This is a genomic window from Nakamurella deserti, from assembly GCF_003260015.1.
GTDB lineage: Bacteria > Actinomycetota > Actinomycetes > Mycobacteriales > Nakamurellaceae > Nakamurella > Nakamurella deserti.
This window is the reverse complement of record NZ_QCXS01000003.1, coordinates 279840-304051: the sequence shown is the minus strand read 5'-3', so window position 1 is coordinate 304051 and position 24212 is coordinate 279840. Positions and strand designations below refer to the sequence as shown.

General features: G+C 70.8%; 14 protein-coding genes. 8 read left to right on the top strand and 6 right to left on the bottom strand.

What is annotated here, in order from left to right; genetic code table 11:
* Positions 1-260: 260 nt before the first annotated feature.
* The 3 genes from DB033_RS14665 to DB033_RS14655 all read left to right on the top strand — a co-directional run bounded on the left by DB033_RS14665 (position 261) and on the right by DB033_RS14655 (position 4842).
* Positions 261-1094, top strand: a complete 834-nt coding sequence (locus tag DB033_RS14665; RefSeq protein WP_157970710.1) for a glycoside hydrolase family 16 protein — start codon at positions 261-263, stop codon at positions 1092-1094.
* A gap of 731 nt (positions 1095-1825) precedes the next feature.
* Positions 1826-3151, top strand: a complete 1326-nt coding sequence (locus DB033_RS14660) for a hypothetical protein (RefSeq protein WP_111767685.1) — start codon at positions 1826-1828, stop codon at positions 3149-3151.
* Positions 3152-3714: 563 nt separating this feature from the next.
* Positions 3715-4842, top strand: a complete 1128-nt coding sequence (locus DB033_RS14655) for a glycoside hydrolase family 16 protein (RefSeq protein WP_111767684.1) — start codon at positions 3715-3717, stop codon at positions 4840-4842.
* A gap of 90 nt (positions 4843-4932) precedes the next feature.
* Here DB033_RS14655 and DB033_RS14650 read toward each other — a convergent pair whose 3' ends face one another.
* The 3 genes from DB033_RS14650 to DB033_RS14640 all read right to left on the bottom strand — a co-directional run bounded on the left by DB033_RS14650 (position 4933) and on the right by DB033_RS14640 (position 9275).
* Positions 4933-5166, bottom strand: a complete 234-nt coding sequence (locus DB033_RS14650) for a hypothetical protein (RefSeq protein ID WP_111767683.1) — start codon at positions 5164-5166, stop codon at positions 4933-4935.
* Positions 5166-7406 carry a serine/threonine protein kinase gene (locus DB033_RS14645; RefSeq protein WP_111767682.1) on the bottom strand — a complete coding sequence of 747 codons (2241 nt, stop codon included), beginning with the start codon at positions 7404-7406 and terminating at the stop codon, positions 5166-5168. The genes DB033_RS14650 and DB033_RS14645 overlap by 1 nt, the downstream gene beginning before the upstream one ends.
* Before the next feature lie 165 nt (positions 7407-7571).
* Positions 7572-9275 carry a lipopolysaccharide biosynthesis protein gene (locus DB033_RS14640; protein ID WP_157970709.1) on the bottom strand — a complete coding sequence of 568 codons (1704 nt, stop codon included), beginning with the start codon at positions 9273-9275 and terminating at the stop codon, positions 7572-7574.
* A gap of 436 nt (positions 9276-9711) precedes the next feature.
* Between DB033_RS14640 and DB033_RS14635 the strand changes: the two genes are divergently transcribed.
* The gene (locus DB033_RS14635; RefSeq protein ID WP_111767680.1) at positions 9712-10638 is read left to right on the top strand and encodes a beta-1,6-N-acetylglucosaminyltransferase; all 927 of its coding nucleotides are present in this window, start codon (positions 9712-9714) and stop codon (positions 10636-10638) included.
* 149 nt (positions 10639-10787) lie between these two features.
* On the opposite strand, the gene DB033_RS14630 is transcribed toward DB033_RS14635, so the two are convergent.
* Together DB033_RS14630 and DB033_RS14625 are read right to left on the bottom strand one after the other, a co-directional pair.
* A complete protein-coding gene (locus DB033_RS14630) occupies positions 10788-11894 on the bottom strand; it encodes a glycoside hydrolase family 16 protein (RefSeq protein WP_111767679.1) in 1107 nt (368 codons plus the stop codon).
* A 592-nt stretch (positions 11895-12486) separates the two neighbouring features.
* Entirely contained in the window at positions 12487-15225 is a 2739-nt protein-coding gene (locus tag DB033_RS14625) for an AMP-binding protein (protein ID WP_157970708.1), read from the bottom strand.
* Between the two features lie 39 nt (positions 15226-15264).
* Between DB033_RS14625 and DB033_RS14620 the strand changes: the two genes are divergently transcribed.
* From DB033_RS14620 to DB033_RS14605, 4 genes are all read left to right on the top strand, one after another.
* A complete protein-coding gene (locus DB033_RS14620; protein ID WP_338066274.1) occupies positions 15265-16431 on the top strand; it encodes a glycosyltransferase family 2 protein in 1167 nt (388 codons plus the stop codon).
* A gap of 151 nt (positions 16432-16582) precedes the next feature.
* Positions 16583-17770 carry an OpgC domain-containing protein gene (opgC, locus tag DB033_RS14615; protein WP_111767676.1) on the top strand — a complete coding sequence of 396 codons (1188 nt, stop codon included), beginning with the start codon at positions 16583-16585 and terminating at the stop codon, positions 17768-17770.
* A 525-nt stretch (positions 17771-18295) separates the two neighbouring features.
* Complete coding sequence (locus DB033_RS14610; RefSeq protein WP_111767675.1) at positions 18296-19513, top strand: glycoside hydrolase family 16 protein; 1218 nt, start codon at positions 18296-18298, stop codon at positions 19511-19513.
* A gap of 111 nt (positions 19514-19624) precedes the next feature.
* Positions 19625-20695, top strand: a complete 1071-nt coding sequence (locus DB033_RS14605; RefSeq protein ID WP_111767674.1) for a response regulator transcription factor — start codon at positions 19625-19627, stop codon at positions 20693-20695.
* Positions 20696-20755: 60 nt separating this feature from the next.
* Here DB033_RS14605 and DB033_RS14600 read toward each other — a convergent pair whose 3' ends face one another.
* Positions 20756-24121: a PQQ-dependent sugar dehydrogenase gene (locus DB033_RS14600; protein WP_111767673.1), complete on the bottom strand. Its 3366-nt coding sequence runs from the start codon at positions 24119-24121 to the stop codon at positions 20756-20758.
* Positions 24122-24212 lie beyond the last annotated feature (91 nt).

The window sequence follows — 24212 nt, the reverse complement described above, 5'->3', positions numbered from 1 at the left end:
GCCGGGTTGCCGTCGCCGCGGCCGCCGTATCTGCACGACCGGAGCCCCGTGGCCGCCCGCCACGGGGCTCCGCCGTGTCTGCGGGGCCGGTGAGATTTCGCGGCCCGGCCGGGCAGGGCCCGTGAAGCCACGATGCGAAGACCGGGAACCCCCTCCGCTGTGGCGGATTCGCCCGCTCTGTCCGGGTCTGCGCAGGTCGCAGCCGGTAGCCTGGAGGGTGCCGCCGGACCCCGCCAGGCCCGAAGACGAAGGATTCCCCGTTGCTGAAGAAGCGAACACCGGTACTGCGCCGTCGCCGCGTCCTCGTGGGGGGTGGTGTCGGTCTGGTCCTGGTCGTCCTCGCCGCGTTCCTCACCGGCCGGGCGATCTCGGACTCCACGACGGGCGACGCCGCCCGCGACTACGTCTCGGGCGAGCCGATGCCGCGCGGTGACCTGCCGGGCTGGCGCCAGACCTTCAGCGACGACTTCAACACCGGGGCCCTGGACGAGGACCGGTGGGGTCGGTACAGCGGTACGCCCGGCGGCTCGCCGCAGAGCCACTGGGAGGGCGACCACGTCGTCGTCCGCGACTCCCAGCTGGTGCTCGAGGGTTACCAGGAGGAGGGCCGCTGGGTCACCGGTGGCGTGTCCAACTGGCCGGTCACGCAGCTCTACGGCAAGTGGGAGGTCCGCTTCCGCGTCGACCCCAGCGACGAGACGACGTTCCACTTCCTGCTGTGGCCCCAGGCGGACGTGTGGCCGCCCGAGATCGACTTCCTGGAGAACTTCGGCGGCGGTCGGCAGTCCGCGTCGGCGTTCCTCCACTACCGCGACGAGAGTGAGCCCAACGGCCGCGGCAAGACCGAACGCACCGTCGAGGCGGACTTCACGACCTGGCACACGGCCGGCGTGGAGTGGCTGCCCGGGGAGGTGACGTACACGCTCGACGGCGAGCCGTGGGCCTCCGTCACCGGCGAGAACGTCCCCGATCAGCCGATGTGGCTCGGGCTGCAGGCGCAGGCGGTGGACTGCTCGTCCGGCGACAACTGCACCGACGGCATCACCCGCGCCGACGTGATGATCGACTGGGTCACCGTCTACGAACGGGACTGACCCGCGGTCCCGTCCCGGCTCGCACGGACCGGGGCTGACCCGCGGCCCGGTCGGGCCGCCTCGCGGTCGAGCAGCACCACCGCGTGTCCCAGCGGCATCACCCCTCGCGTGCGGGGCGGCGCGCGGCACCACCCCCTGACGTTCCGCGGGCGGCGCCGCTGCACGGGTGGACGCGGTATCGGGTCGACTCCGCGACCGCCAGAGTGGCCAGCGTCACACTCCGCATCCGTCCGGGTGGCGGTTGCACCGTTGGGGCGCCGCCGGTGACTCCGCGGAGGGCTTCGCACCCACCCGCGGTCACCGTCGGCACGGGCCTCGCGCCGAGCGCCGGGTCGCCACCCTGCGTCAGGACCCCGATCCCCGTCAGGGGTGCGGCGGCGGGTGCCACCTGTTCGCCGCGCCGTCCCCCGATCGCGGCCGGAACGCTCACACTGTGCGCGCCGGACGACCCGAATGAACGTACGCAAGCGGAGTGGGTCTCGTCGAACGGGTGATCGCCCTTTTGCGCGTCGTGACGTCCGACTTGTCCGGTGTGATGCCCGCGCTGACGGTAACGATCTGGACATGTTGCGCGCTGTACCCACTTGCGCCGTAACGCGCCTGCCGAACGGGTGATCGCCCTCGTTCGCCTCGACCCCGGGTGATGCGCGGAAACCCATGCCGGGCTGCTCGATCTGGTTAATCTGCTCGACGTCCGCAAAAGCGGGTCGGGTGGTCGTGGGGGAGTTCTCATGAAGCGTGTGCTGGTCCTGTTGTGTGCGGTGCTGATGGGCCTGGTGTGGGTGGCGCCGGCCCAGGCGGCGGCGAAGCCGACCTGGGAGAAGCCGACGGCGCCCTCTGCCGTGGTCGTCGCCGCCGGCAAGACACCGGCTCAGGCGGTGCTGAGCTGGTCGTCGCCCGCGAAGGCGGGTTCCAAGAAGATCTACGGCTACTCGATCGTCAAGGAGGGCGGAGGCGCCCGATCCGTGTACTGGCAGAAGGCCGATCGGAACACCTCGAAGGGGTACGTGCGCACCTTCGCCAATCTCAAGCCCGGTGTGCGCGTCTCGTTCACGGTCAAGGCCTGGAGCCTGGCCGGCAGCAGCCCTGCAGCCACGGTGACCTACACCCCGGCCGCCGCGGCGAGCGTTCCCACTGTGTACAGCGTGGACACCGCTGCCGGCAGGTTGGTCGCGGTACCGACGACGGGTGGGACGCCGGTGACGGTGTTCTCGGCACCGGACATCTCCGGCCTGGTCGCGGACGCGAGCGGCAACGTGTACTTCACGGCCGGCGGGGCGCTCAAGAAGGTCGCCGCGGGTGGTGTGGTCTCCACCGTCGCCACCGGGGTCAGTGGTGATCTCGACGTGGACCAGGCGGGCAACGTCTATGCCGTGAACGGACGGGACATCGTCCGGATCTCGCCGGCAGGTAAGAAGACCGTGGTCTTCACCGCGACCGAGGACGTCGATCACTTCACGGTGACCGCGGCCGGTGCGGTGACCGTCAAGTACGTGACCGAGAGCGTCGAGACCACCATCGTCACCATCGCCCCGGGCGAGGCTCCGGCGTCGCGGGTGGTCGACTGCCTGGCCTACTGCTTCGGGAGCGGCATGCTCGGTGACGACGCGGGAACCGTCTACATCAACGTGGTCGCCACCGGCGCCAGCGGGTTCTCCTGGTGGCCCCGGTTGGCCGCCGGTGCGACGGTCGTCGAGTCGGTCGAGAACTCGCTGGTCCGGTTCGCCGCGGCGGTCGGGCCGGCTGACCGGTTCTACCTCCTGGAGACAACCCACCTGTGTGTCGGGCCGCCTCACCACCCCGAGGACCCGAACCCTCCCTGCGTGGACGACGACACGGTCAAGCAGGTCGAGGTGATCAACCCCGACGGAACCTCCGCAGGCGCGGTCCCGGTCTCCGGGCTGACGCTCCCGGGGCAGGGTGGCGATCTGGCGGTGGACGGCAAGGGCGCGTTCTACCTCGCGTCGTCGAACGGACTCGCCGGCATCCCGGCCGCCGGTGGCGCAGCCACCGTGCTGGCGTCGGGCTCCTTCAGGGACGTGGTGGTCGTCGGCTGAGCCGATCGACCCGCATTCCCATCACAGCGGCCGCACCGGGATCTTCCCGGTGCGGCCGCTGTCTGTTGTCACGGGCCGTGTCTGCTGGGTCGGGTGCTGGTCACGCACCGCGTTCACCGGACCCGTGCCAGAGCCCGCGTCATCCGGGGTCAGGGCTGCGGCGGGTACGACGCCGAGTGAGCGTGAGGCAGGTCACATCTGCGCTCTCCCGTGGTCCCATCGCCACCGATGGGGTGCGGGGAACGCGACACCGGTTCCCGCGTGATCGCCGATCAATGCCGATGCGGCCCCTTTGTCGAACGCGCGTTCGACGGGGAGTCGGTGGGCCGGGGTGACGTTCGCGTCACGCGAGGGGAGGACGGCGAGGCGTCGGAGCGGGGGAGCAGTCGCGAGGGGTGGTCACCCAGGGTGACAGCGGAGGCGGTGGCGGACTTCGGAGAAAGCTTCCCGCCGCTCGCAAACGTCGTTACAGTCCGTATCTAGGAAGACACGGTGAGTAACAAGAAGCCGGTCGACCGCTGACTCAGACCGCTCACGCTGTGCCTCCCGAAAGGCTACCTCCGATGGCTCTCTTCTCCACCCGCCGACTGCGATCCCTCACGATGGCCGGCGTCGTCGGCTCCCTGCTCCTGGCGGCCGCACCGGCCCAGGCCGCCGCCGCCCCGGTGTTGTCCGCCGGCACCCTCACCGCCTCCGTCCACGGCTACGAGGTCACCGCCACGACGACCGTCAAGTCCAGTGTCGCCACCAGCGTCGAGAAGTTCGGCGTCTGCGTGCGGGGGGCCAACAAGCTCAACGTCGACTTCATCAAGGCGCAGAACGCCTGGGTCACCCCCACCGGCACCACCCACACCGCCACCCAGACGCTGGCTCCGGGCACCTACAACTACTGGACCTGCGCCTACGACGAGGGCGCCTGGCTGACGCTGGACAAGGCCAGGCCGTTCGTGGTCACCGTGCCCGACCCGACCGTCGGGACCACCCCGGCCTCCACCACCCCGGTGACCACCATGCCGCAGGGGGACCTGCCCGGTTGGAAGCAGGTCTTCTCCGACGACTTCACCACCAACGCCCCCACGGGCACCTTCGGTGACGTCTACAAGAACAAGTTCTCGACCTACCACGGCTTCGCCGACTCCTTCAAGGGCGGCACCTACAACCGTGACGTCCTGTCCGTCCACGACGGCAAGCTGGACATGTTCCTGCACAAGAAGGACGGCCGACCGCAGGTCGCCGCCCCCGCCCCGATCGTCACCACCCCGTGGGCCGGCCAGACGTACGGCAAGTTCTCGGTCCGCTTCAAGTCGGACTCGCTGCCGGGCTACAAGGTGGCCTGGCTGCTGTGGCCGGACTCCAACAACTGGAACGAGGGTGAGATCGACTTCCCCGAGGGCGGCCTGAACAGCAAGATGTGGGGCTTCAACCACTGCGTGGGCAACCCGATGCAGAACTGCTCGTGGGCCGACACCCAGGTGAGCTTCACCGACTGGCACACCGTGAGCATCGAATGGACCCCCACCCGCGTGACCTTCCTGCTCGACGGCCAGGTCGTCGGCAACGACACCAAGAACGTCCCGCACACCGCGATGCACTGGATCCTGCAGACCGAGACCACCAGCGCCAACCCGGCCATCACCAGGGACGGGCACCTGGAGATCGACTGGGTCAGCGTCTACACCTACAACAAGTGACGTCGCGGGCCTGAGGCCCGTCGCGCACCCCCACACACGACAGAGCGCCCCGGCCGACGGCCGGGGCGCTCTGTCGTGCAGTGGGGTCGGTCAGGCCAGCGTCGCGAGCCGGATGACGGTGGCGATCACGGCGACGACCGCCAGCAGCACCGAGACGACGGTCAGCCAGAACACCCGGCCACCGGGGGTCCGGGCCGCGATCGTCTCGGCGGTGGTGGTCCGGGGGCCGGAATCACGCTGCCGGAAGAAGTCCGCTCCGACCGTGGCGAGTACCGCCACCACGAAGATCACGATGCCGAGCCAGCCGACGATGAGGTTCTGCATCAGGACGCTCCCTGCGCGTTGAGTTCCAGGAGCCAGGCATCGGGTCCCTCGTAGGTCCGGGTGTACTCACCCGAGTCGATCAGCTGCTGGCCGAGTTCCCAGACCCAGCCGGGCGGGCGGCTGCGGGTCAGCTCACCGACGCGGTCCTGGGTGCGGGTGATCAGCACGAACCGCGGCAGCGGGTCGGCGATGCACTCGGTGAGGGTCGAGCCGACGCAGGTCTCGGCGAGTACATACCGAGTTCGCACTTCGGTCAGCTGGAGATACGGCGTCAGACCGGAGAACAGGGGCAGACCGACATTGTCGCCGGGGACGGTCCGGTCGTACATCATCTGTGCGGCAGCGGCCTGATCGGGCGGTGTCCGCTCGAACGAGGCGTTGAGCCCGCGGGTGAAGGTGAGCAGCAGACCCGACACCACCAGCACGGGCACCATGACCGCCGTGCCGACGAGCACCGATCGGCGCTGGTCTGCCGGGACGGTGGAGGTGGGGGTGGTCGCGCGTCGCGAACGGACCAGCTCGAGGCCGGAGCGGATGGCCGAGGCCGCCAGCGGAGCCAACACGGGGGAGGCGTAGAGGAACGAGCGGATGACGACCTCGCCCCCGTAACTCTGCACGACCAGCAGGGCGAACGGCGCGCAGGCGAGCCCGGCCAGCAGCAGCGCCTCGCGCCGCCGGCGCAGTGTCCACACACCGACGGCGCCCAGAGCGAGCAGCAGCAACGACCAGCCGATACGGACGTACTGGTTGGACTGGTACGTCGCGTCACCGACGATGCGGCCACCGACGCCGGCGGTCACCGCATTGCCGACCTTGCCGACGTCACCCAGCAGGCCGTCGAGGTGTCCGATCCAGAAGTCGATCGCACCGTAGCTGAAGTAGCCGACGAAGATCAGCCCGGTGGCGACCCACAACAGCCGGTAGCGGGTGAGCCCGGTGACGGCGAAGCCGACCAGCGCGAAGATCATCGTGAACGGGGTCAGCTGGTGGGTCACCACCAGTCCACCGCAGAGCAGGGTGAGCACGATGCCCAGGCCCTGCGCGGAGCGGGCGCTCATAGCCTCCGGTAGAGCCGGCGTGCGTTTGAGGGCGCCGATGACCTTGGCCGCCAGGTTGCCGCGCAGCCGCGGCACCACCGCCGTGTCGATCATCCACAGCAGCGTGCCGATGACCGCGACGTAGATGACGAACGCGGTGGCCTGCGGGGAGAAGTAGTCCTGCTGGTACCAGTTGGTCACCACGAAGACGAGCACCGCGACCCACGACCACCGCCAGGAGTGGGTGATGGAGCGGGCGATCAGCAGCAACCCGGGAAGAGCGGCCAGGAAGTAGACCACCGGAGCGAGGACCAGAAAGCTGCGGGCATCGACGGTGCCGCCCAGCGAGACCAGTTGCGCGCCGGCGGCGAAGAAGCCGGGCCAGCTGAACCGGGCGTCGTAGCTGCTGGGGACCGCGCCGTTCTCGGAGATGTACTGGATGAAGCCGACGTGCACCCACCCGACGGGAACGCTGCCCTGACCGTCGGCGACCGGCACCGTGGCGTAGCCGACCAGCGCCCAGACGGTGACCGCCAGCGTGAGGACCAGCTGGTCGATGCGGGCCCGTAGCAGGCTGTAGCCGGTGACCGCGGACAGCACGATCAGCGCCAGCACGAAGCGCCAGCTGACCACCTCGAAGAGACCGTAAGCCGCGGCGTCGTCGAGGACGATCGTCTGCGTCTCCCAGAACCACAGCAGGCCGGCGATCAGGACGGCGCTGAGGCTGATCAGGCGCACCCGGTCGGCGACCACGGACCGCAGTCGCTCGCCGATCGGCGGCGCGGGAACCGCGGACCGCTGCTCCGGGCGCAACGCGAGGACGGTGAAGCCCAGCGCGATGACGGTGGCGAACCAGGACCCGCCGACCGGATGCCAGAACGCGTCTTTGATCGCGAAGGTCCCGTAGACGCTGTGGTAGCTGAAGCTCGCGGCGACCGCCAGGACCGCCGTGGCCAGACCGCTGCGCAGCCGCAGGCACAGGACTATTGGCACACCAGGGACGAGCAGCATAAACAACGAGGCGAGCAGCGGGCGGCCGGCGACGTCGAGGTCCACGGTGGCCAGCAACGGCACCAGCACCGCGAGCACGGCGGTGACGCCCAGCGCCAGCATCCGCGGTGTCACACGGGAACCGCCGGTCACGGGTGGCAGGGGACGGATCTCCTCGGTCGGATCGCCGGTCGTCGCCTGGTCGGTCACCATGGCCTCCTCCGAGCGCCGCTGTCCGGTCGGTTCTTCATCGGGGTGTCCTCTTTCCGCCGCGGACCGGCGCGCGCCGGATCGCAGGTGTCGATCGTCTCATCGGCGCGGCCGCCAAGGGCCGGTCCGTCGCCGTCGGGGATTCGTGGGTGGTGCGCGGGGTCCGGATCACCCGGCGCGGCGGGTGCGCTGCAGCTGGATCCAGGCCCACGGCAGGCAGGCCAGGGCCAGGACCAGCCGCGCGATGTTCCAGGCGGTGCTCTGCGGCAGCGCCGTGGACCCGGCGCCGATCAGGATCACCGCGGCGGCCTGCGCGAGGATGCGCGGCGGGGTCGACGGCCATTCCGCCCGGTTCCCGACCGACCAGCGCAGACCGAAGCTCTGCAGCGTGTAGGCGACGAGGGTGGCGCCGGCCGCGCCGGCGATGCCGAACGGCGGCACCAGGGCGAAGTTGAGTGCGACGTTGAGCAGCGCCGCGGCGGCGGCCCAGGCGGCGAGCGGCTTGGCCCGCCGGGAGGTGATCAGGATCCGACCGCTGGCGCCGCTAGCGGCCACCGGATAGGCGCTGATCAGCACCAGGAAGGAGACGAACAGCAGCGGCTCGAGCTCATAGCGGGCCGGGGCCACCACCCGCAGCAGTATCGGAGCGGCCAGCACGATCCCGAGGACGACCGGCGACAGCAGGGCGAAGATCGAGTCGCGAGAGGACCCGATGATCCGCCAGCGCAGCGCACGGTCGCGGACGGCGGCGAACCGCGGCGTCCAGGCGCTGCTGGTCAGGCCGATCAGCTGCACAGCGACGAAGCCCACCGTGTAGGCGATCTGGTACCGGCCCACCTCGACCGCGCCCAGCAGCGACTGGACGATGATCCGATCCCCGGCGTTGAGCACGAAACTGGACAGCGAACCCAGCATCAACGGCGCGCCGAGGAGCAGCGAGGGTTTGATCAGCTCCCACGAGAACGCCCGCTTGAGCGTGGGCCGGGTGAGGGTCCACCCGATCAGGGTGGCGAGCAGGTCGGCCCCGAGCAGGCCCCAGGCGTAGATCGACGACTGGCGGCCCAGTACCAGGACGGCGGTGATGCCGGCGATCTGGCCGCCGACCGCGGCGAGCACGCTGACCGTGGCGTAGGCCTTGAGCCGGTCGTTGGTGAGCAGCAGGGCGAGCTGGACCATGACGCCGGCGGACGGGATCGTCCACAGCACGGTGATCAGGACCAGAAGCTGAGAACCAGGATCGAAACCGAGCCACACCGACCACCACGGCGACGTCGCCGCCAGCACGGCGGTGACCGCGGTCGCGATCAGGATCGAGGTGCTGGCCAGGGCCCGCACGTTGCGGTCGTGGCCGTCCTCGGCGCGCTTGAGCACGATGGCCTGGTCGAGGCCGACGATCGCGGCGACGATCAGCAACTGGTGCAGCGCGATCGCTGTTGTCAGCTGCCCGAATGCCTGTGTGTCCAACAGACGCGTCATGACCGGCGACACGAACGCGCCAGTGACCAGCTGGAGCGAGGCGACGACGACGTAGAGCATGCCGCGGCCGAACAGCGCCGAACTGCTGGCGCCGGCCTTGTGCGCCTTCTGGGCGTCGGTGTCGGCGGCCGGGGGAGCCGGCACCGTGTCGGTGTGCTCCAGCGGGCCGGTCACCGGGGTGCCCGAGGCCAGCTCCGGCGTCACGGCGTCGGAGAGCGCCGGGTCCGCGGCCGTTCCGTCATGGTCGGCCCGGGGGGCGTCGGGAGGGGTGGGGGAGTCGTCGGAGGTCATGGTGGAGGGGGTGGCGGCCGGTGCGGGCCGGCCGGTCGGTGCGGTGGTGTCGTCCGACGGAACCTCCGTCGGTGACACACTGCCTTCGGGCACCAACCTCGCCACCTGTCGTCCTTTCTCCGTTGCCGTTCTCGTCGCGACCGCAGCGACGGAGTCGGTGCGGGTCCGGGTGCGCGCCGACGGGCGGCACACCGGTCCTGTCGTCGTCGAGTCAGGGATGAATCACTGCCACCGCGGCAGGGCACCGACGGCGCGGAACGTCCGGTCGACCACCATCCAACAGCATCAACCAGACGGCCGACGGTGGCAGCAGGTTGCCCGGTTGTGGCGTGGTCGTCGGTGAGCCATGCATTCCAACTGCGGCATAGCATCGACATCGGGCCGACGCCGGGACCGCGATGCCGTACACAACGTCACCGGAGTCGGGCCCAGTTCTGAGGGTAACCAGTGGAACGCGGGGAAAGAGGACCTGAGGTGGCAGTCACATGGAACGCTGCGTGATCGACGCCGCGATGTTCGTCACGACTAAAGTAGTGACAGCGTGACGGGCTTGGCCGCCGTCGTTCTCGCTCACCGCGACGCTCCACAAGTACGGCGACTCATCACCGCTCTCGGTGATGTGCCGGTGAGTCTGCACTGCGACATTAAGGCCCCGACTGAGGTCGCCACCGCCATGGCCGCAGGATGGGATTCCCGAGTCGAGCTACTGCACCGTAGCTCGGGCTCCCTGAACAGCTGGTCGTTGGTGCGCATCGAGCTCGACGCGCTCCGATCTGCGCTCCGCCATTCCGCAGCTGAACACATCGTCGTGCTGTCCGGCGCCGATTACCCGCTGCTGGGGGTCGATGCGCTCCGCGCGGCCTTGAGGCCGTGGGCCGGCCGTTCCTTCTTGTTGAACCGCCCGGTGCCCTTCGAACACTGGAGTGTCGATCGGCATCCCGACGGCGGACAGTGGCGCACTGCGCACCGGTTCCTCACACGGGGCGACGATCTCTTGACCATCAGAGGGGTGCCGGTGCGCTTCCCATGGAAGCGTCCGCTACCCGAACATCTCTCGGTGCGCGCCTCCAGCCAATGGAAGATCTACGGCCGCGACGACGCAACCCGGCTGCTGGCCACTTTGGACGAGCGACCGGACCTGGTCCGATTCTGGCGGTCCACACTCGTCCCTGACGAGAGCTGCGTCGCTTCGATCCTCAGCTCACCTGAATTGACCGGCGGACCTGACCTTCCCGAATGTCACGGCAGCCCGTGGTACATCAAGTGGGGTCAACGGGGGGCCCACCATCCGGAGTGGCTCGTCGACGACGACTTCGAGAGCCTCGTCGAGGCGCTCGCGGCGCCCGAGGGAGATCCGGTGAGCCTCACCCGCCCACAGCCTCACCGCATCCGACCGTTCTTCGCCCGCAAGTTCGCCTCCGACCGCAGCGCGGGCCTGCTGGACCGGATCGACGCCGAGCTGCACTGACGGGTCGACACCCGTCTCTCCGGCACTCCGGAACCGACGACAGCGGGGCGGTCACCGGAAGGTGACCGCCCCGCTGTCTGTTCCGGGACACCTGCCCCGGGTGGTCCGTCGCCAGACCGACCGGTCCGCCGGCGGCGGACCGGGCCGACTCAGCCGGTGTAGTCGTACATCGTGACCCAGTCGATCTGCAGGTGGCCGTTGGTGGTCATCCGGTCCGGGTTGGTGGTGCCGCTCTCGGTCTGCAGGATCCAGCGCATCGGGGTGCGGGGGACCGCGTTGGTCGAGGTCATGACCTTCTCGCCGTCCATCAGGAACACCACCGACGACGGGGTCCACTCGACGCTGGCGGTGTGCCAGCCGGTGAACGACTTGCCGGTGTTCACCCAGCCGCAGTTGACCGAGGGGTTGCCGATGCAGTGGTTGAAGCCCCACATCTCGCCGGCCAGACCGCCCTCGGGGAAGTCGATCTCACCCTCCTTCCAGTTGCCGCTGGTCGGCCAGAGCAGCCATGCGGTCCGGAAACCGGGCAGTGCGTCGGACTTGAAGCGGATCGTGTACTTGCCGTAGGTCTGCGAGTTCCAGTCGCCGTTGATCAACGGCACCGGGGCCGCGACCTGTCCCTTGCCGTTGGCCTTGTGCAGGTAGAGGTCCATCATCCCGTCGCCCATCGAGATGATGTCCTTGTTGTAGACACCACCGCCGAGGGTGTCACCGAAGCCGCTGTAGCTGGCCCACTTCGACCGGTAGCTGCCGGGGAACGAGCCGCGGGCCAGGTCGGTGGTGAAGTCGTCCTTGAACACCTGCTTGAAGTTGGGCAGGTCGCCCACCGGCATCGCCTGGCCGCTGGCGGTGGCGGCGCCACCGCCGCCGCTGACGGTGAAGGTCTTGGCCGCACCCAGGTCCTGCCAGGCGCCGTCGATCTTGGCGCACGACCAGTAGCGGTAGGTGCCGGCGTCGAACTGGCCGGTCTTGGTGATCGTGGTACCGGACTCGCTGAGCCAGACGCCGGAGTTCTTCAGGTCGAAGTTGTCGCCGGACTCGTCCCGGATGCAGACGCCCGCACGGGTCGCGGTGAGACCGTCGGTGGTGGAGATGGTCGTCCGGACGGTCACCGAGTTACCGGAGACGGAGCTGTCCAGCGTGCCCGCGGAGAGCGTCGCCGCCATCGCCGGGGTGGTGAACGCGGTCGTCAGCAGGCCGATGGTGGCCGCGACGGCGAGGATGCGTTTACCGCCTCGCTTGGTGGGGGATGACATGAACGCGGTGCCTTTCGTCGGGGCATCGTGGTGAGACCGCCCCGCCCTGCGTACGGAAACGCGAAGGCTGTGCCGCGGGAGCGTGGGGCGGCGCCGCACGCAGTTCCCGGGCACGGACGACCGGTGATGCTTCGGGGTGGGGTTGTGTTCGGTGACGGTGTCGCAGTCGGACCCTCATCCGGATCGATGACTGTGCACAGACATTACAAAACGATATCGGTGACTCAGCGCAACAATCGGACATCCAGCGTGATCACGGGCGATTTGGTGCGCCGGCCTCCCGCTGAGCCGGACGGGTGTCGGCGCGGAGCGCATCGGTGACCGGGCGGAGCGATGTCCCGGGCGGTGCAGTGAGAACGTTGGGCCGAACCGGTGTGATGCGACCCGAGGTGCCGCGCGAACGAGAGTTGCGTGATCCTGGCATGAGGTGGGTCACACGTCACGGACGGTGGCCGAGAATCGGACGAACGCCGCGAACGGCGCCGCCCCGGCGGGCGGTCGGGTGCACTTTCACACTTTCGTGCGAACGATGCGCACCTGGTCCCGGACGTCGCCGCTCTGCTGCGTTCGATTCGTCCGGGTTCAGCTGCGGTTATGCAACCGTGATCGGGCGACGTCCGTCCAGACATTCACCGACGGATGCCGCCACAGCCGCGACGTGCGGGTCCCGCAACAGCGACGTGTGCTCGCTGCGGACGTGCAGGTAGCGGTGCGGGCCGGTCAGCAGGGGCTCCCATTCGGCGGGGCCGTTGGGGTTGTTGACCGCGAAGACCATCAGGGTGGGCCCGGCGTAGGCACGCAGCCGGTAACGGCCGCTGACCATCACCCCCTGGTCGAAGAACGCGTCGAAGTGCCGCTGCCCGTCGAACCGGACGACGCCCGCGGTGAGCGCCCGCAGCCGGCGCGACACCCGGAACGGGAGGTCCTGCCATACCGGGACACCACCGGGGGAGAGCCGTCGCCGCCACGGCCCGGGGCGGGCCCGCCGATCCGACAGCGGGTCGGCGGACAGCTCCGACGGGGTCGCGCCGAGCGGCACCGGCAGTACGCCGGAGCTGCGGGGCAGATAGGTGTCGAGCACGGCGACCAGATCGACCGGTTCACCCGCCGCGGTCAGCCGGTGGGCCAGCTCCATCGCGACCAGACCACCGAAGGAATGGCCCAGCAGCAGGTAGGGACCGTGCGGCTGGACGGCCCGGATGAACTCGAGGTATCGGGTCGCCGCCTTCTCCACGCTCCAGTCCGGCACCGCCCGCCGCTCCAGTCCGTGCGCCTGGAACGAGTACACGCGGCGATCGGCGAAGTACCGGCTCAGCGGACGGAAGCTCAGGGCGAGGCCGCCGGAGCCGGCGAAGCAGAACAGCGGTGGAGCGTCCCCACCGTCCTGCAGCAGCACCACGTCGGGCAGGCTCGGCAGCGGCGCCGAGCCCTGGCCGATCCGGGCGGCGAACTCCCGGAGCGTCGGCGCGGCCAGCAGGTCGGTGGAGACCAGCGCGACGCCGGTGGCCTCCCGCAGGGCGGCCAGCATCTCCTCCACGGTCAACGAGTCACCGCCCAGGGCCATGAAGTCGTCGTCCAGACCGATCTGCTCCAGGCCGAGCACGCGTTCCCAGATGTCGGCCGCGACGAGCTCCCACTGGCCGGTGGGCCGCGCCGAGCTCTCCCGGGCCGGGGCCGCCGGCAGCAGCCGCCGGTCGACCTTGCCGCGTTCGTTGCGCGGCAGCCGGGCCAGCGCCACGATCGAGCCGGGGACCATGTACTCCGGCAGGCGACTGCGCAACCGGCGGCGCAGCGCAGCCGGCGACTCGGTGCGCACGGTCGGGTCGGGGACGACGTAGGCCACCAGCCGGGTGGCCGCGGGCGGCTCCGACACCGCGACGACCACGGTCTCCAGCACACCCTCGCCGGCCAGGATGGCCGCCTCGATCTCGCTCGGTTCCACCAGGTAGCCGCGCACCTTCACGGCGGCGTCCGCGCGGCCCAGCATCATCAGCTCGCCGGCGGCGTCCCACCGGCCGAGGTCGCCCTGCCGGATCATCGGCCGGTCGTCGGCGGTGCGTCCGAACCGGGCGGCCGTGGCGGCGGGGTCACGCCAGTAACCGCCCGAGAGGTAGTCCGAGACCACGACGATGTCGCCGGCCTCACCGCGGTCGGCCTCGGTGCCGTCGGTGCGCAGGATCAGGACGGTCTTGTTGCGGATGGGGACACCGGCCGGCACCTGGCCGTCCGGCAGCGGGTCGGTGTTGCCGATGCGCTTGATCGCCAACGTCCCCATCTCCGACGACCCGGTCTCGTTGAAGAACGCCCCGTCGTTGGGCAGGTGCGCGCGGATGCCGGTGACGTCCCCGGCGAACACCGGTTCGCCCAGCGTGCAGACGTAGCGCAGGGTGGCCAGTGACGAGCGGGGCGGCAGCACCGCGGTCAGCGACCGCACCAGGTGCGGCGTGCAGTGCACGGCGGTGACCCGGTGCCGGGCCACCCATTCCGCGAACGGCGCCACCCCCCGGTCCCGCGGGTCGTAGGTGTACACGCCCGCCCCGTTCAGCAGGGCGGCCATCAGCGCCGAGAAGCCGGCCGCGAAGCCGAACGGCAACAGGACGCCGACCCGGTCGGCGGGCGTCAGGCCGAAGGTGGTGCCCTTGGCCGCGACCTCGTTGAGGAACTGTTCGTGGGTCTGCGCGACGCCCTTCGGGCGGCCGGTCGAACCCGAGGTGAACACCACCGAGACCGGTGCCGGGCCGGCGGGCAGATCGTCCGGGTCGGGCAGCCGGCCCGCCACGTCGACCGCCTCGGTGCCGGTACCGGTGTCGGGCTCGGCGGCGAGTTCCTCGAGCGGCCGGATGTCGGTCAGGGTGCCGCCGATCGACCTGGCCGCCGCCAGATTGGTCGCGTCGGCCAGGCAGGTGCGGCAACCGGCGATCTCGACCACCTGCCGGAGCCGTTCCACGGGCTGGTGACGGTCCAGGACGACCAGGACCCGGCCCAGCCGCAGCAACGCCAGGATGCCGACCAGTGCGATCGCGCTGTTGTCGACGAACAGCGCCACCGGTTCGGTGCTGTCGGTGCCGTCGGTGCCGGGAATGCCGGAGGCGTCGCGGGAGCGGTCGGGGCCGAGATCGCGGGCCACCGCGCGGGCCACCCGCAGTGCGGCCGCGTCCGCCTCGGCGAAGGTGTAGGTGGCGTCGTCGGAGCAGATCGCGGTGCGGTCCGGCTGGTGCTCGACGACCGTGCGCCAGCGCGCGGCCAGGGACCGCGTCGGCCCCGGCACGGTCACGGGCGGGAGCGGTGTTGCTACGTCGGCCATCGGGATCTCCACGGGGGGCTCGGCCACGGATCGGCCGTTCGGGTGGGCACTGCGTCCGTCGCGCGGATGCAGGCTGCGACGGATGAGCTTATCGACGGAAACGCGAGGTGTATTCCGGACAGCGTTCGGCGTCGCTTCGTGACCATCCGATTCCGGACGGTGCCTGAAATGCGTCCCGAACGGATGTCGGCGTGTCCGTACTGTGATGTCCGCCCGGGAACTGGATCGATCCCGAGCCCGCCGGTAGCCTCAGGAGATATGGCTGACGAACCCCTGGTGACTGTCATTACCCCGGCATACAACGTGGGCCCTTTCATTCGCGAGGCGATCGAATCGGTCAAGGCGCAGACCGAGGGCCGATTCGAGTACCTGGTGGTCGACGACGGGTCCACCGACGACACGGTCTCGGAGATCCTCGCCGCCTTCGACGGTGACCCGCGGATGCGGCTCATCCAGAACGACCACCAGGGCGGCTCGCAGGCCCGCAACACCGGGATCCAGCAGGCGAAGGCCCCGCTCATCTCGTTCCTCGACGGCGACGACCGCTGGCACCGCGACAAGCTGCGCCACCAGATCGACGTCCTGAACCACCTCGGGCCCGAGTACGGCGTGGTCTTCAGCCGCTCGCGGTTGATCACCGAGGACGGTCTGGTCATCGGCGTGCAGAATGCGCGACCGGGCCGCCACGACATGGACGACCTGCTGGCCGAGAACTGCCCGGCCCGCAACGGTTCGTCGTTGCTGTTCCGTAAATCGTGTTTCGACGACGTCGGGTATTTCTCCGAGGAATACACGTCGGCCACCGACTTCGATCTCGAACTGCGAATCGCGCACGGTTCGGCGACCCCGCTGTACTGGGCCGACAAGCGTTATCTCATCGATTACCGGTTGCGCGGCGGTCAGGTCAGCCGGGCGATCGAACGCCGGTTGCTGGCGGTGGAGAAGATCCTCGCCAACTACGTGCCGTTGATGACCCGGCTCCCGCAGAGCTACGCCTACGTCGACCACGCGGTGTTCGCCCACCGGGGCGACGACGCCGAGCGCATCGAGCGCTGGAGCGATCTGGCCCGGTCGTCGGGCCTGCCCTACCTGATCCGCACCGGCCCGGGGCGCAAGCTCCTGGGCTGGCGCCTGCTGGGTCCGCAGGGCTCGGCGGTCTACCGCACCGTGACCACGCGCTCGCTCGGGGTGGCCCGGGCCGGCGCCCGCTGGGTCGCCGACCGCATCCGCTGATCCGCCGGGCCGGCCCACCCGGGCCGGACGGCGCTCCGCCCGCTCCGACGACGACGTCGCTCCCGACGACTCCGGCCGTCTCCCTGCGACGGCCCCGCCGTCGCAGGACCGGCCGCCGCCGTTCCGCCGCCCGACCCCGAGGAGTACCGCAGTGACCGTCACCCGCCCCGGCGAGCCCGGCCCCCGCACCACTGAGCCCGCCGCCGACGTCGCGAGCGCTGCGACGGCGGTGGGGGCTCCGACGCGTCGCCGTGACGCCGCCATCGACACCATCCGCGGCATCTGCATCGTCACGATGACCTTCAGCCATCTGGCGATGGGCACGCTGGCCGACAAGGTCACCCATCCCGCGCCCTGGGTCGACGGCGCCTCGGGCTTCGTGTTGATGTCCGGTCTGGTGCTGGGCATGGTGCAGCCGGGACGGATCGGCCGCGGCGGCATCCTCGCCGCGGAGATCAAGCTGCTGCGCCGGGCGGGTCTGCTCTACGTCGCGCACGTGCTGACCGTGCTGCTCGCGGTGGTGGCCGGCCACTTCGCGCCCGCGGTCGGCTGGCTCCCGCGTACCGAGGACCACGGCGGCACCTGGGGCACCGTCCGGGACACGCTGCTGCTGCAGGTCAACCCGCCGGACATCGACATCCTGAGCCTGTACGTGCTGCTGCTGCTGTCGGCGATGATCGGCACCGCTCTGCTGGCCGGCGGACTCGCCTGGCTGCTCGGCGTGCTCAGCGTGGGCGTGTACGTGGTCGCCTCGGCGCTGCCGTCGGCGTTCATCCTGCCCATCGGCAACGGTGAGTCGAGCAAGTTCAACGCGGGCGCCTGGCAGCTGCTGTTCCTCAGCGCGCTGGCGGTCGGCTGGTACTGGAAGCGCCTGGAGCTGCGCCGCCGCTTGACCTCGCCCCGGGCGCTTGTGCTCAGCGCCGGTCTCTGGGCGGGTGTCACGCTGGTCGGTGTGCTGTTCGCACGGATGGGCGTCATCCCCGGGATCCAGCCGGCGCTGCACGACGCGTTCTACGACAAGACCGACCAGGGGCTCGGCCGCTTCGTGCTCGCCTGGGCGGCGTTCGTCACCCTCTACGCGGGACTGAGCTGGCTGCTGGGTACGTTCCGGCTCCGTTGGCTGGCGCCGGTGGAGACCATCGGCAAGCGCAGCCTGGCGTCGTTCATCGTGCTGACCGTGATCACCGTGCTGGTGCCCGTGGTGGCCGGCGACGACGTCCCGGGCGCGGTGGCCACGGTGATCGCGGTGGCGTCGCTGTTCGTGATGTACGGGTACGTGCTGCTGCGCTACGGCCGTCCGGGCCGGCCGACGGCGGCTGCGGCGACGCCCACCGCCTGACCGGCCGCTCGCGGTCCGTGACCGCGGGCTCGAGCCGTGGTCACGCACAGCCACCCCCAATCCTCGGAGCCCGGGGCCGGATCCCGGCCCCGGGCTTCGTCGTGCGCTGCTCCGTTCGGTTCCGTGGGCCAGATCACACCGTCATCGGTCAGGGGACGGCCGGGATGCTCAGTCGGGGGCGGCGGCGCCCAGCCGTGCGACGGTCTCCCCATTATCACCGGTGTTCCCAGCAATTGATCGTACTGACGTACGAACGGTTACCTGAGCTTTACGCCGTCACCGTGCGTCCGGTGAGCCACCGGTCGAGAAGGTCGGCGGTCGTGTGCGGGGCGTCCGGACGGGACCGCCCGGTCACCCATCGTCACCGACACCCGGCGACCCGGTTCTCGGGAAACCCTGTTGCGCAGCGCCATGGACGCTTACTGTCGGTTATGCCACCAACACGGTGCGTATCCGGCCAGGGTCACGGACGATCCGCCACACGCCGGCCCGATCATCTGTCCGTCAGTCCCGGAAGGCCCTCCCATGGCTCTGTTCACCGCCCGCCGTCTCCGCGCCGCCGCCGTCGCCGGCATCCTCGGGTCGCTGCTCCTCGGCGCCGCGCCGGCCACCGCCAGCGCCGCCGCCGCCCCCACCCTGAGCTCGAGCGGTCTGGCCGCCACGGTCCGGGGTTTCGAGGTCACCGCCACGACGACCGTCACGGCGACGTCGCCCACGGTGGTGGCCAAGTTCGGCGTCTGCGTCCGCGGGGCCGACAGGTCCAACTTCGACTTCGTGAAGGCCCAGAACGTCACCGTCGGCACCAGCGGCTACACCCAGACCGCCACCCAGACCCTGCCCGCCGGCTCCTACAGCTACTGGACGTGCGCCTACTACAACGGCGCCTGGCTCACCCTGGACAGCGCCAAGCCGTTCGTGGTCAGCAGCACGCCGACGGTGGACGGGCCGGACATCGTCTCGATGCCCAAGGGCGATCTCCCCGGCTGGAAGCAGGTCTTCTCCGACGACTTCACCACCAACGCCGCCGCCGGCACCTTCGGTGACGTGTACAAGAACAAGTTCTCGACCTACCACGGCTTCGCCGACTCCTACAACGGCGGCACCTACAACCGCAACATCCTGTCCGCCAACAACGGGGTGCTGGACATGTTCCTGCACAAGGAGAACGGCCGCCCCCAGGTCGCCGCCCCGGCCCCGATCGTCACCACCCCGTGGGCCGGCCAGACCTACGGCAAGTTCTCCGTCCGGTTCAAGTCCGAGGCGCTGTCGGGGTACAAGACCGCCTGGCTGCTGTGGCCGGACTCCAACAACTGGAGCGAGGGCGAGATCGACTTCCCCGAGGGCGGTCTCAAGGGGACGATGTGGGCCTTCAACCACTGCGTCGGCAACCCGAGCAAGAACTGCTCCTGGGTCGACACCCAGACCACCTACACCAGCTGGCACACGCTGAGCCTGGAGTGGACGCCGACCCGCGTCACCTACCTGCTGGACGGCCAGGTCGTGGGCAACGACACCAAGAACATCCCCAGCAGCCCGATGCACTGGGTCCTGCAGACGGAGACCACCAGCGCCAACGCCATCACCCAGGACGGCCACCTGCAGATCGACTGGATCTCCGTCTACACCTACAGCCCCGGCACCACCGGCACCGCGGTGCCGACCTCGGGCAGCACCGCCCCGGTCACCACCACCTCCGGTGCGGCGCAGATCGAGACCGCCTCGGCCTGGAAGCGCCTCGGCTGATCCCCACCCCCTGCTGACGTCCACGACGGGCCCGCCCACCGGCGGGCCCGTCGTCGTGCGTCGGGGCGGCCGGCCCGACGCGGCGGGGCCTCCGGTCTAGCATCGACCGCCATGACGGACGTCGCCGGACGCCCGGAACCCGCCGGGACGACCACCGCCGGAGCTCGGCCGCATCCGCCCAGCGTCCGGCTCGTCGGCGCACCGGGACCGTGGTCGGACCGGGTGCGTTCCGTACTGCGGGACGGCGGTGTCGCCGTCGCCGCGCCGGACCGCCGGGGCCGTCCCGGTGCCGTGGATCTCACGGTCATCCTGTGGGCGGGGGAGGGGGCGCCGGGGGATCCGGTGCTCAGCGGACTGCCGGCGCTCATCGACGCGGTGCTGGCCGACGGATCGGGCGGCCGCGTGGTGCTGCTGACGCCGCCCGTGGCGGTGACGCCGGACGCCCTCCTCGCCGCCGTGACCGCCGGCGCCGACGGCTGGTTGACCACCGACCTGCCGGCCGACGCCCTCCGGCGGTCGCTGGTGGCGGTGGCCGCCGGGGAACCCGGGCTGGCCCGCCACCACGTCGCCCACCTGATCACCGCGTTGCGGCGTTCCTCGCCACGGACCGTGCTCCGGTCCGACGGCGTCGCCGTCGACCTCACCGACCGCGAACTCGACGTCCTGTCCGCGTTGGCCGCCGCGCCCACCACCCGGGCGGTCGCCGACCGGCTGGTGGTGAGCGAGGGCACCGTCCGCTGGCACATCGCGCAGCTCCTGCGCAAGCTCCAGCTGCCCGCCCGGCAGGACCTGATCGCCCTCGCGGTGGCGCGGGCCGGAGCCCGCGGCGCCGGTGATTCGCCGCCGCCCGGGCCGCCGGTGATCCCGACGCCGCGGACGGCACCGGACCGTGCCCGACCGGCGCCGGCCGACGACGCGGCGTTCGCGGCCGGCTGGCCCCGGCTCACCGACGGCGAGCGGCGCACCGTCGAGCTGGTCGCCCGGGGCCTGACCAACGCCGAGATCGCCGCCACCGGGGGTGTGTCCCGGCACACCGTGGACAGCCGGGTGAAGCGGGCCTTCGGCAAGCTGGGCGTCCGGTCCCGGGTCGAGCTGACCCGTGGCCTGCTCGGCGCCGGCTCGGACCCGCGGCCCGCTGCGGGTCCGGACCGCCGCGGCGACGGGCCCGCGGCCGGACCTTGATCCGGCGTGGGCCGACCCGCACGCGGTGGGTGCGCCGGCCGCCACCCGGCCGGCGTCGGCTCAGCCGCTGACGCGGTCGATGTCCACGTACTGCAGCTTGGTGTTGGTGCCGCCGGCGGCGTCCAGCGTGAGCCGGCCGTCGGACACGTCGACGGTCACGGTGACCGCTCGGGAACGTTCGGTGCTGGTCGGCGTGAACGTCACCCCGGGCTGCCCCTCGACCTGGATGCGGTGCACCGAGTCGGTGTAGGACGGGTCGCCCACACTGAACGTCACCTTGTACCGGCCGGTCGGCACCGCGTACTCCCAGCTGCCGGCGGTCGCACCGGTCGGCTGCATCTGGATGATGCTGCGCAGCCGCTGATCGGCGGTCACCGCCCGGTCGCGGGTCTGGGCCGTCATGTCGAGCGCGGTCGTGGTGCCGGTGCGCACCCAGCCGAAGCCGGTGGTGGCACTGAAGGCGGTACCGGTGTCGGCGGTGTAGCCGGCCGGGAGCGCGGCCGCGGCAGGTTTGAAGTCGATCCGCGCCACCGCGGTCGCCGTGGTCCCCCGGGGCCGGAGCAGTTTGATCCCGGTGGTGGCCGGGTTGTCGGTGAGCTCCGTGACGTAGAGGTTGCCGGAGGCCGGCACCTGCGCGATGTCCAGCGGTTGACGCAGGCCGGTGAATCCGGTGATGCCGGTGATCGGCAGCGACAGCCCGCCGGTCCCGTTCACGCTGAACGCGACGACCTCCTGGTTGGCGTGGTAGCGCACCACGAGCAACGAACCGGCGAGCGCGCCGCCGAACACGGAGCTGTTGCGGTACTCCAGCGCACCGTTGGCCGAGGCGTGCAGGCCGGCGTCGTAGACCCCGGCGAGGTCGAAGTTCGGATCGGCCTTCTGACCCTCGGGGTAGGCGCCGAACCGGAACAGCGGATTGCCGGTGTAGCCGGTGGGGTTGCCGGCCGCCAGCACGTACTCGCAGCGCAGCGCGTTGGGGTGCCCGTAGTACTTACCGGGTCTGACGTCGAAGACGTAGTCGGTCTCCTCCTGCAGGACCCCCTTCAGGGCCGGCGCCGCCGGTCCGGTGTAGCCGCCGTCCGCCCGTCGCGCGCAGGACGCCGGGTAGGGGGTCGGGGTGCCGGGGGTGTTGCCGCCGAGCGCCGAGCCGTTGGTCGGGGCGTAGAGGTGCCCGTTGCTGTGGAAGACCAGGTCGAAGGCGTTGCGGACGCCGGTCGCGTAGAGGGTCAGCGGGGCGGTGGTCGCATACGGGTCGTAGGTACCGGTGTGCGCGGGCACGCCCGACCGGGCGGGCACCTTCATGTCCGCGGTGGCGACGTCCACCGGCAGGGTGGCGGGCAGTTTCGCCGGATCGAGCTGCAGGACGGCGGCGGACAGCAGGTGCTCCTCGCGCTCCCAGGTGCCGTCCAGGGCACCCATCGCGTTCATCGCACCCTGGGCGAAGTAGACCTTGCCGTTCTTCAGCGCGATCGAGTTCGTCAGGTGGTCCTTGTTCGACCGGGGCAGGTTCACCAGTACCGCCTGGTAGTTCTCCAGGTTCGGGCCGGTCAGCCGGGCCACGGCGCCGGTGGTGTCGGGGGTGGGCTCGCCGAGGTAGGCCTGGTTGTCGGTGATCCACAGGATCGGCGCGGTCGGCGTCGACGCCGGGTCGAAGGCCAGGCCGATGACCGAACGGTTCGGGGCGCCTTCCCAGCCGGCGGCGACGGCGTGGTCGCGGACGGTGGTGATCGTCTGCTGGTTGCCCAGGGTGCCGTCGGCGTTGATCGTCCACCGGTAGATCTGCCCGTAGATGCTGCCGGCGTAGAGCTTGCCGTCGGGCCCGAGGACCACCGAGCTGTAGCTGTTGCCCTTGGCGGCACCGGAGTCCAGCGCGTCGAAGGCGACGTTGGCGACACCCGGGCCGGAGCCGTTGGAGGTGGTGAAGACGGAGCTGAACGGCATGAACGACCGGCCGCTGACGTCCTTGACGCCGGTGGTGATCTCGAAGCGGTAGAGCGTGTTGCCGTCCAGCGTGACGCCGGGCTCGAACGACACCGTGTCGCCGCCGCCGCTGGTGACGCCGCCGCCGGAGACCCTGGCGTTGTCGGCCACCCGGGTCAGCTTGACGTTGTCACCGGTCAGGGTCGACTCGTCGACCGCGCCGCCGGACGGGTTGAGCAGGTTGTCCGCGGTGACCGAGGAGTTGACCACCGCGCCGGTGGTGCCGTTGGCCGGGGTGGACTTGACCGTGTACGGCCGTCCGGCGAGGTCGACGGGGACCACGTCGACGTAGTCGATCTTGGTGTTGGTGCCACCGGTCGGGCTCAGCGTCAGCCGCCCGTCGGCGACCACCACGGTGCGGGTGACCGTGGAGAACCGGGTGGCCACCGTCGGCACGAACCGGGCCATGGCGTTCTGGTTCTCCACGTCGACCCAGTGCGCGCTGTCGGTCGCCGTGCCCGCGTCACCGACGGCCACCGTCACCTCGTAGGCGCCGTTGGTCACCGCCAGCTCCCACCGGCCGGTGGCCGCGCCGAGCTGCATGTGCATGAACGAGGCCAGCCGCGCGTCCGGCTGGTTCACCGGCGCACTGCCGGTGTTGCGGTTGCGGCCGTTGCCGACCAGCGACACCGGGGTCTGGTCGGTCGGGGAGATCCAGCCGTAGGTCAGGCCGCTGCCTTGGTTGGCCGACGTCCGCGGTCCGTAGGGCTGGCCCCAGTCGGCCACGTAGCCCGCCGGGGGAGCGGTCACCGCGTCGGTGAAGTCGACGCGGGTGCCGGTGGCCGGTGGGGTGGTGACGGCCGCGACGGTCAGGAAGTTCAGCTTGGTGTTGGTGCCGCCGATCGCGTCGACGGTCAGCCGGCCGTCGGTGACCTCGACGGTGGCGCTGCCGGTGGCGTACTGCCGGGCGTTGGACCCCTGGAAGCGGTTGATCAGGGTGACGCCCTCGGCGCGGACGGTGTGGAAGCTGTCGTAGCAGGGGGCGGCGCAGCCGGTGCGGCCCGGGCCGGCCTGGTCGCCGACGCCGGCGGTCACGGTGTACCGGCCGTTGGGCACCACGTACTGCCAGGCACCGGGCGTCAGGTTGCCGCCGGACGTCGGCCGGGGCACGAGATCGCCGTACTGCACGTGGATCAGCCGGTTCTGCACCGGCGTCACGGTCGTCCGGGTCCGCAACCGGGTGTTGGCCGACAGGTCCAGCGGTGTCGCGGGGTTGTCCTGACGGACCCAGCCGTAACCGCGCGTGGCGTCGAACGCGCGGCCGGTGTCGGCGACGTAGCCCGCCGGGGTCGAGGCGGTCGCCGGCTGGAAGACGAACTGGGCGTCGACACCCGCGGCGGCGGCGGCCGGCGCCGACCACGGCAGGCCGGCCGCCAGGACGACGGCGGTCACCGCGAGGGTGATCCGGGCGCGCCAGGGCGCGCGGCGTCGGAGTGTGGATGTCATCGGTGTTCCCCCTGTGGGCGGCGATACCGGTCGCCGCGTCCCGTCTGTCACGAAATCACCGTCTTGTTGCGGTGCGCGCCCCGAAACGGGG

What these genes read in the sequence shown, in the direction of transcription:
- DB033_RS14660 (WP_111767685.1), top strand. Translation starts at nt 1,826, where the DNA reads ATGAAGCGTGTGCTGGTCCTGTTGTGTGCGGTGCTGATGGGCCTGGTG.
- DB033_RS14655 (WP_111767684.1), top strand. Translation starts at nt 3,715, where the DNA reads ATGGCTCTCTTCTCCACCCGCCGACTGCGATCCCTCACGATGGCCGGC.
- DB033_RS14650 (WP_111767683.1), bottom strand. Translation starts at nt 5,166, where the DNA reads ATGCAGAACCTCATCGTCGGCTGGCTCGGCATCGTGATCTTCGTGGTG.
- DB033_RS14645 (WP_111767682.1), bottom strand. Translation starts at nt 7,406, where the DNA reads ATGGTGACCGACCAGGCGACGACCGGCGATCCGACCGAGGAGATCCGT.
- DB033_RS14630 (WP_111767679.1), bottom strand. Translation starts at nt 11,894, where the DNA reads ATGTCATCCCCCACCAAGCGAGGCGGTAAACGCATCCTCGCCGTCGCG.
- DB033_RS14620 (WP_338066274.1), top strand. Translation starts at nt 15,265, where the DNA reads ATGCAGGCTGCGACGGATGAGCTTATCGACGGAAACGCGAGGTGTATT.
- DB033_RS14610 (WP_111767675.1), top strand. Translation starts at nt 18,296, where the DNA reads ATGGCTCTGTTCACCGCCCGCCGTCTCCGCGCCGCCGCCGTCGCCGGC.
- DB033_RS14605 (WP_111767674.1), top strand. Translation starts at nt 19,625, where the DNA reads ATGACGGACGTCGCCGGACGCCCGGAACCCGCCGGGACGACCACCGCC.
- DB033_RS14600 (WP_111767673.1), bottom strand. Translation starts at nt 24,121, where the DNA reads ATGACATCCACACTCCGACGCCGCGCGCCCTGGCGCGCCCGGATCACC.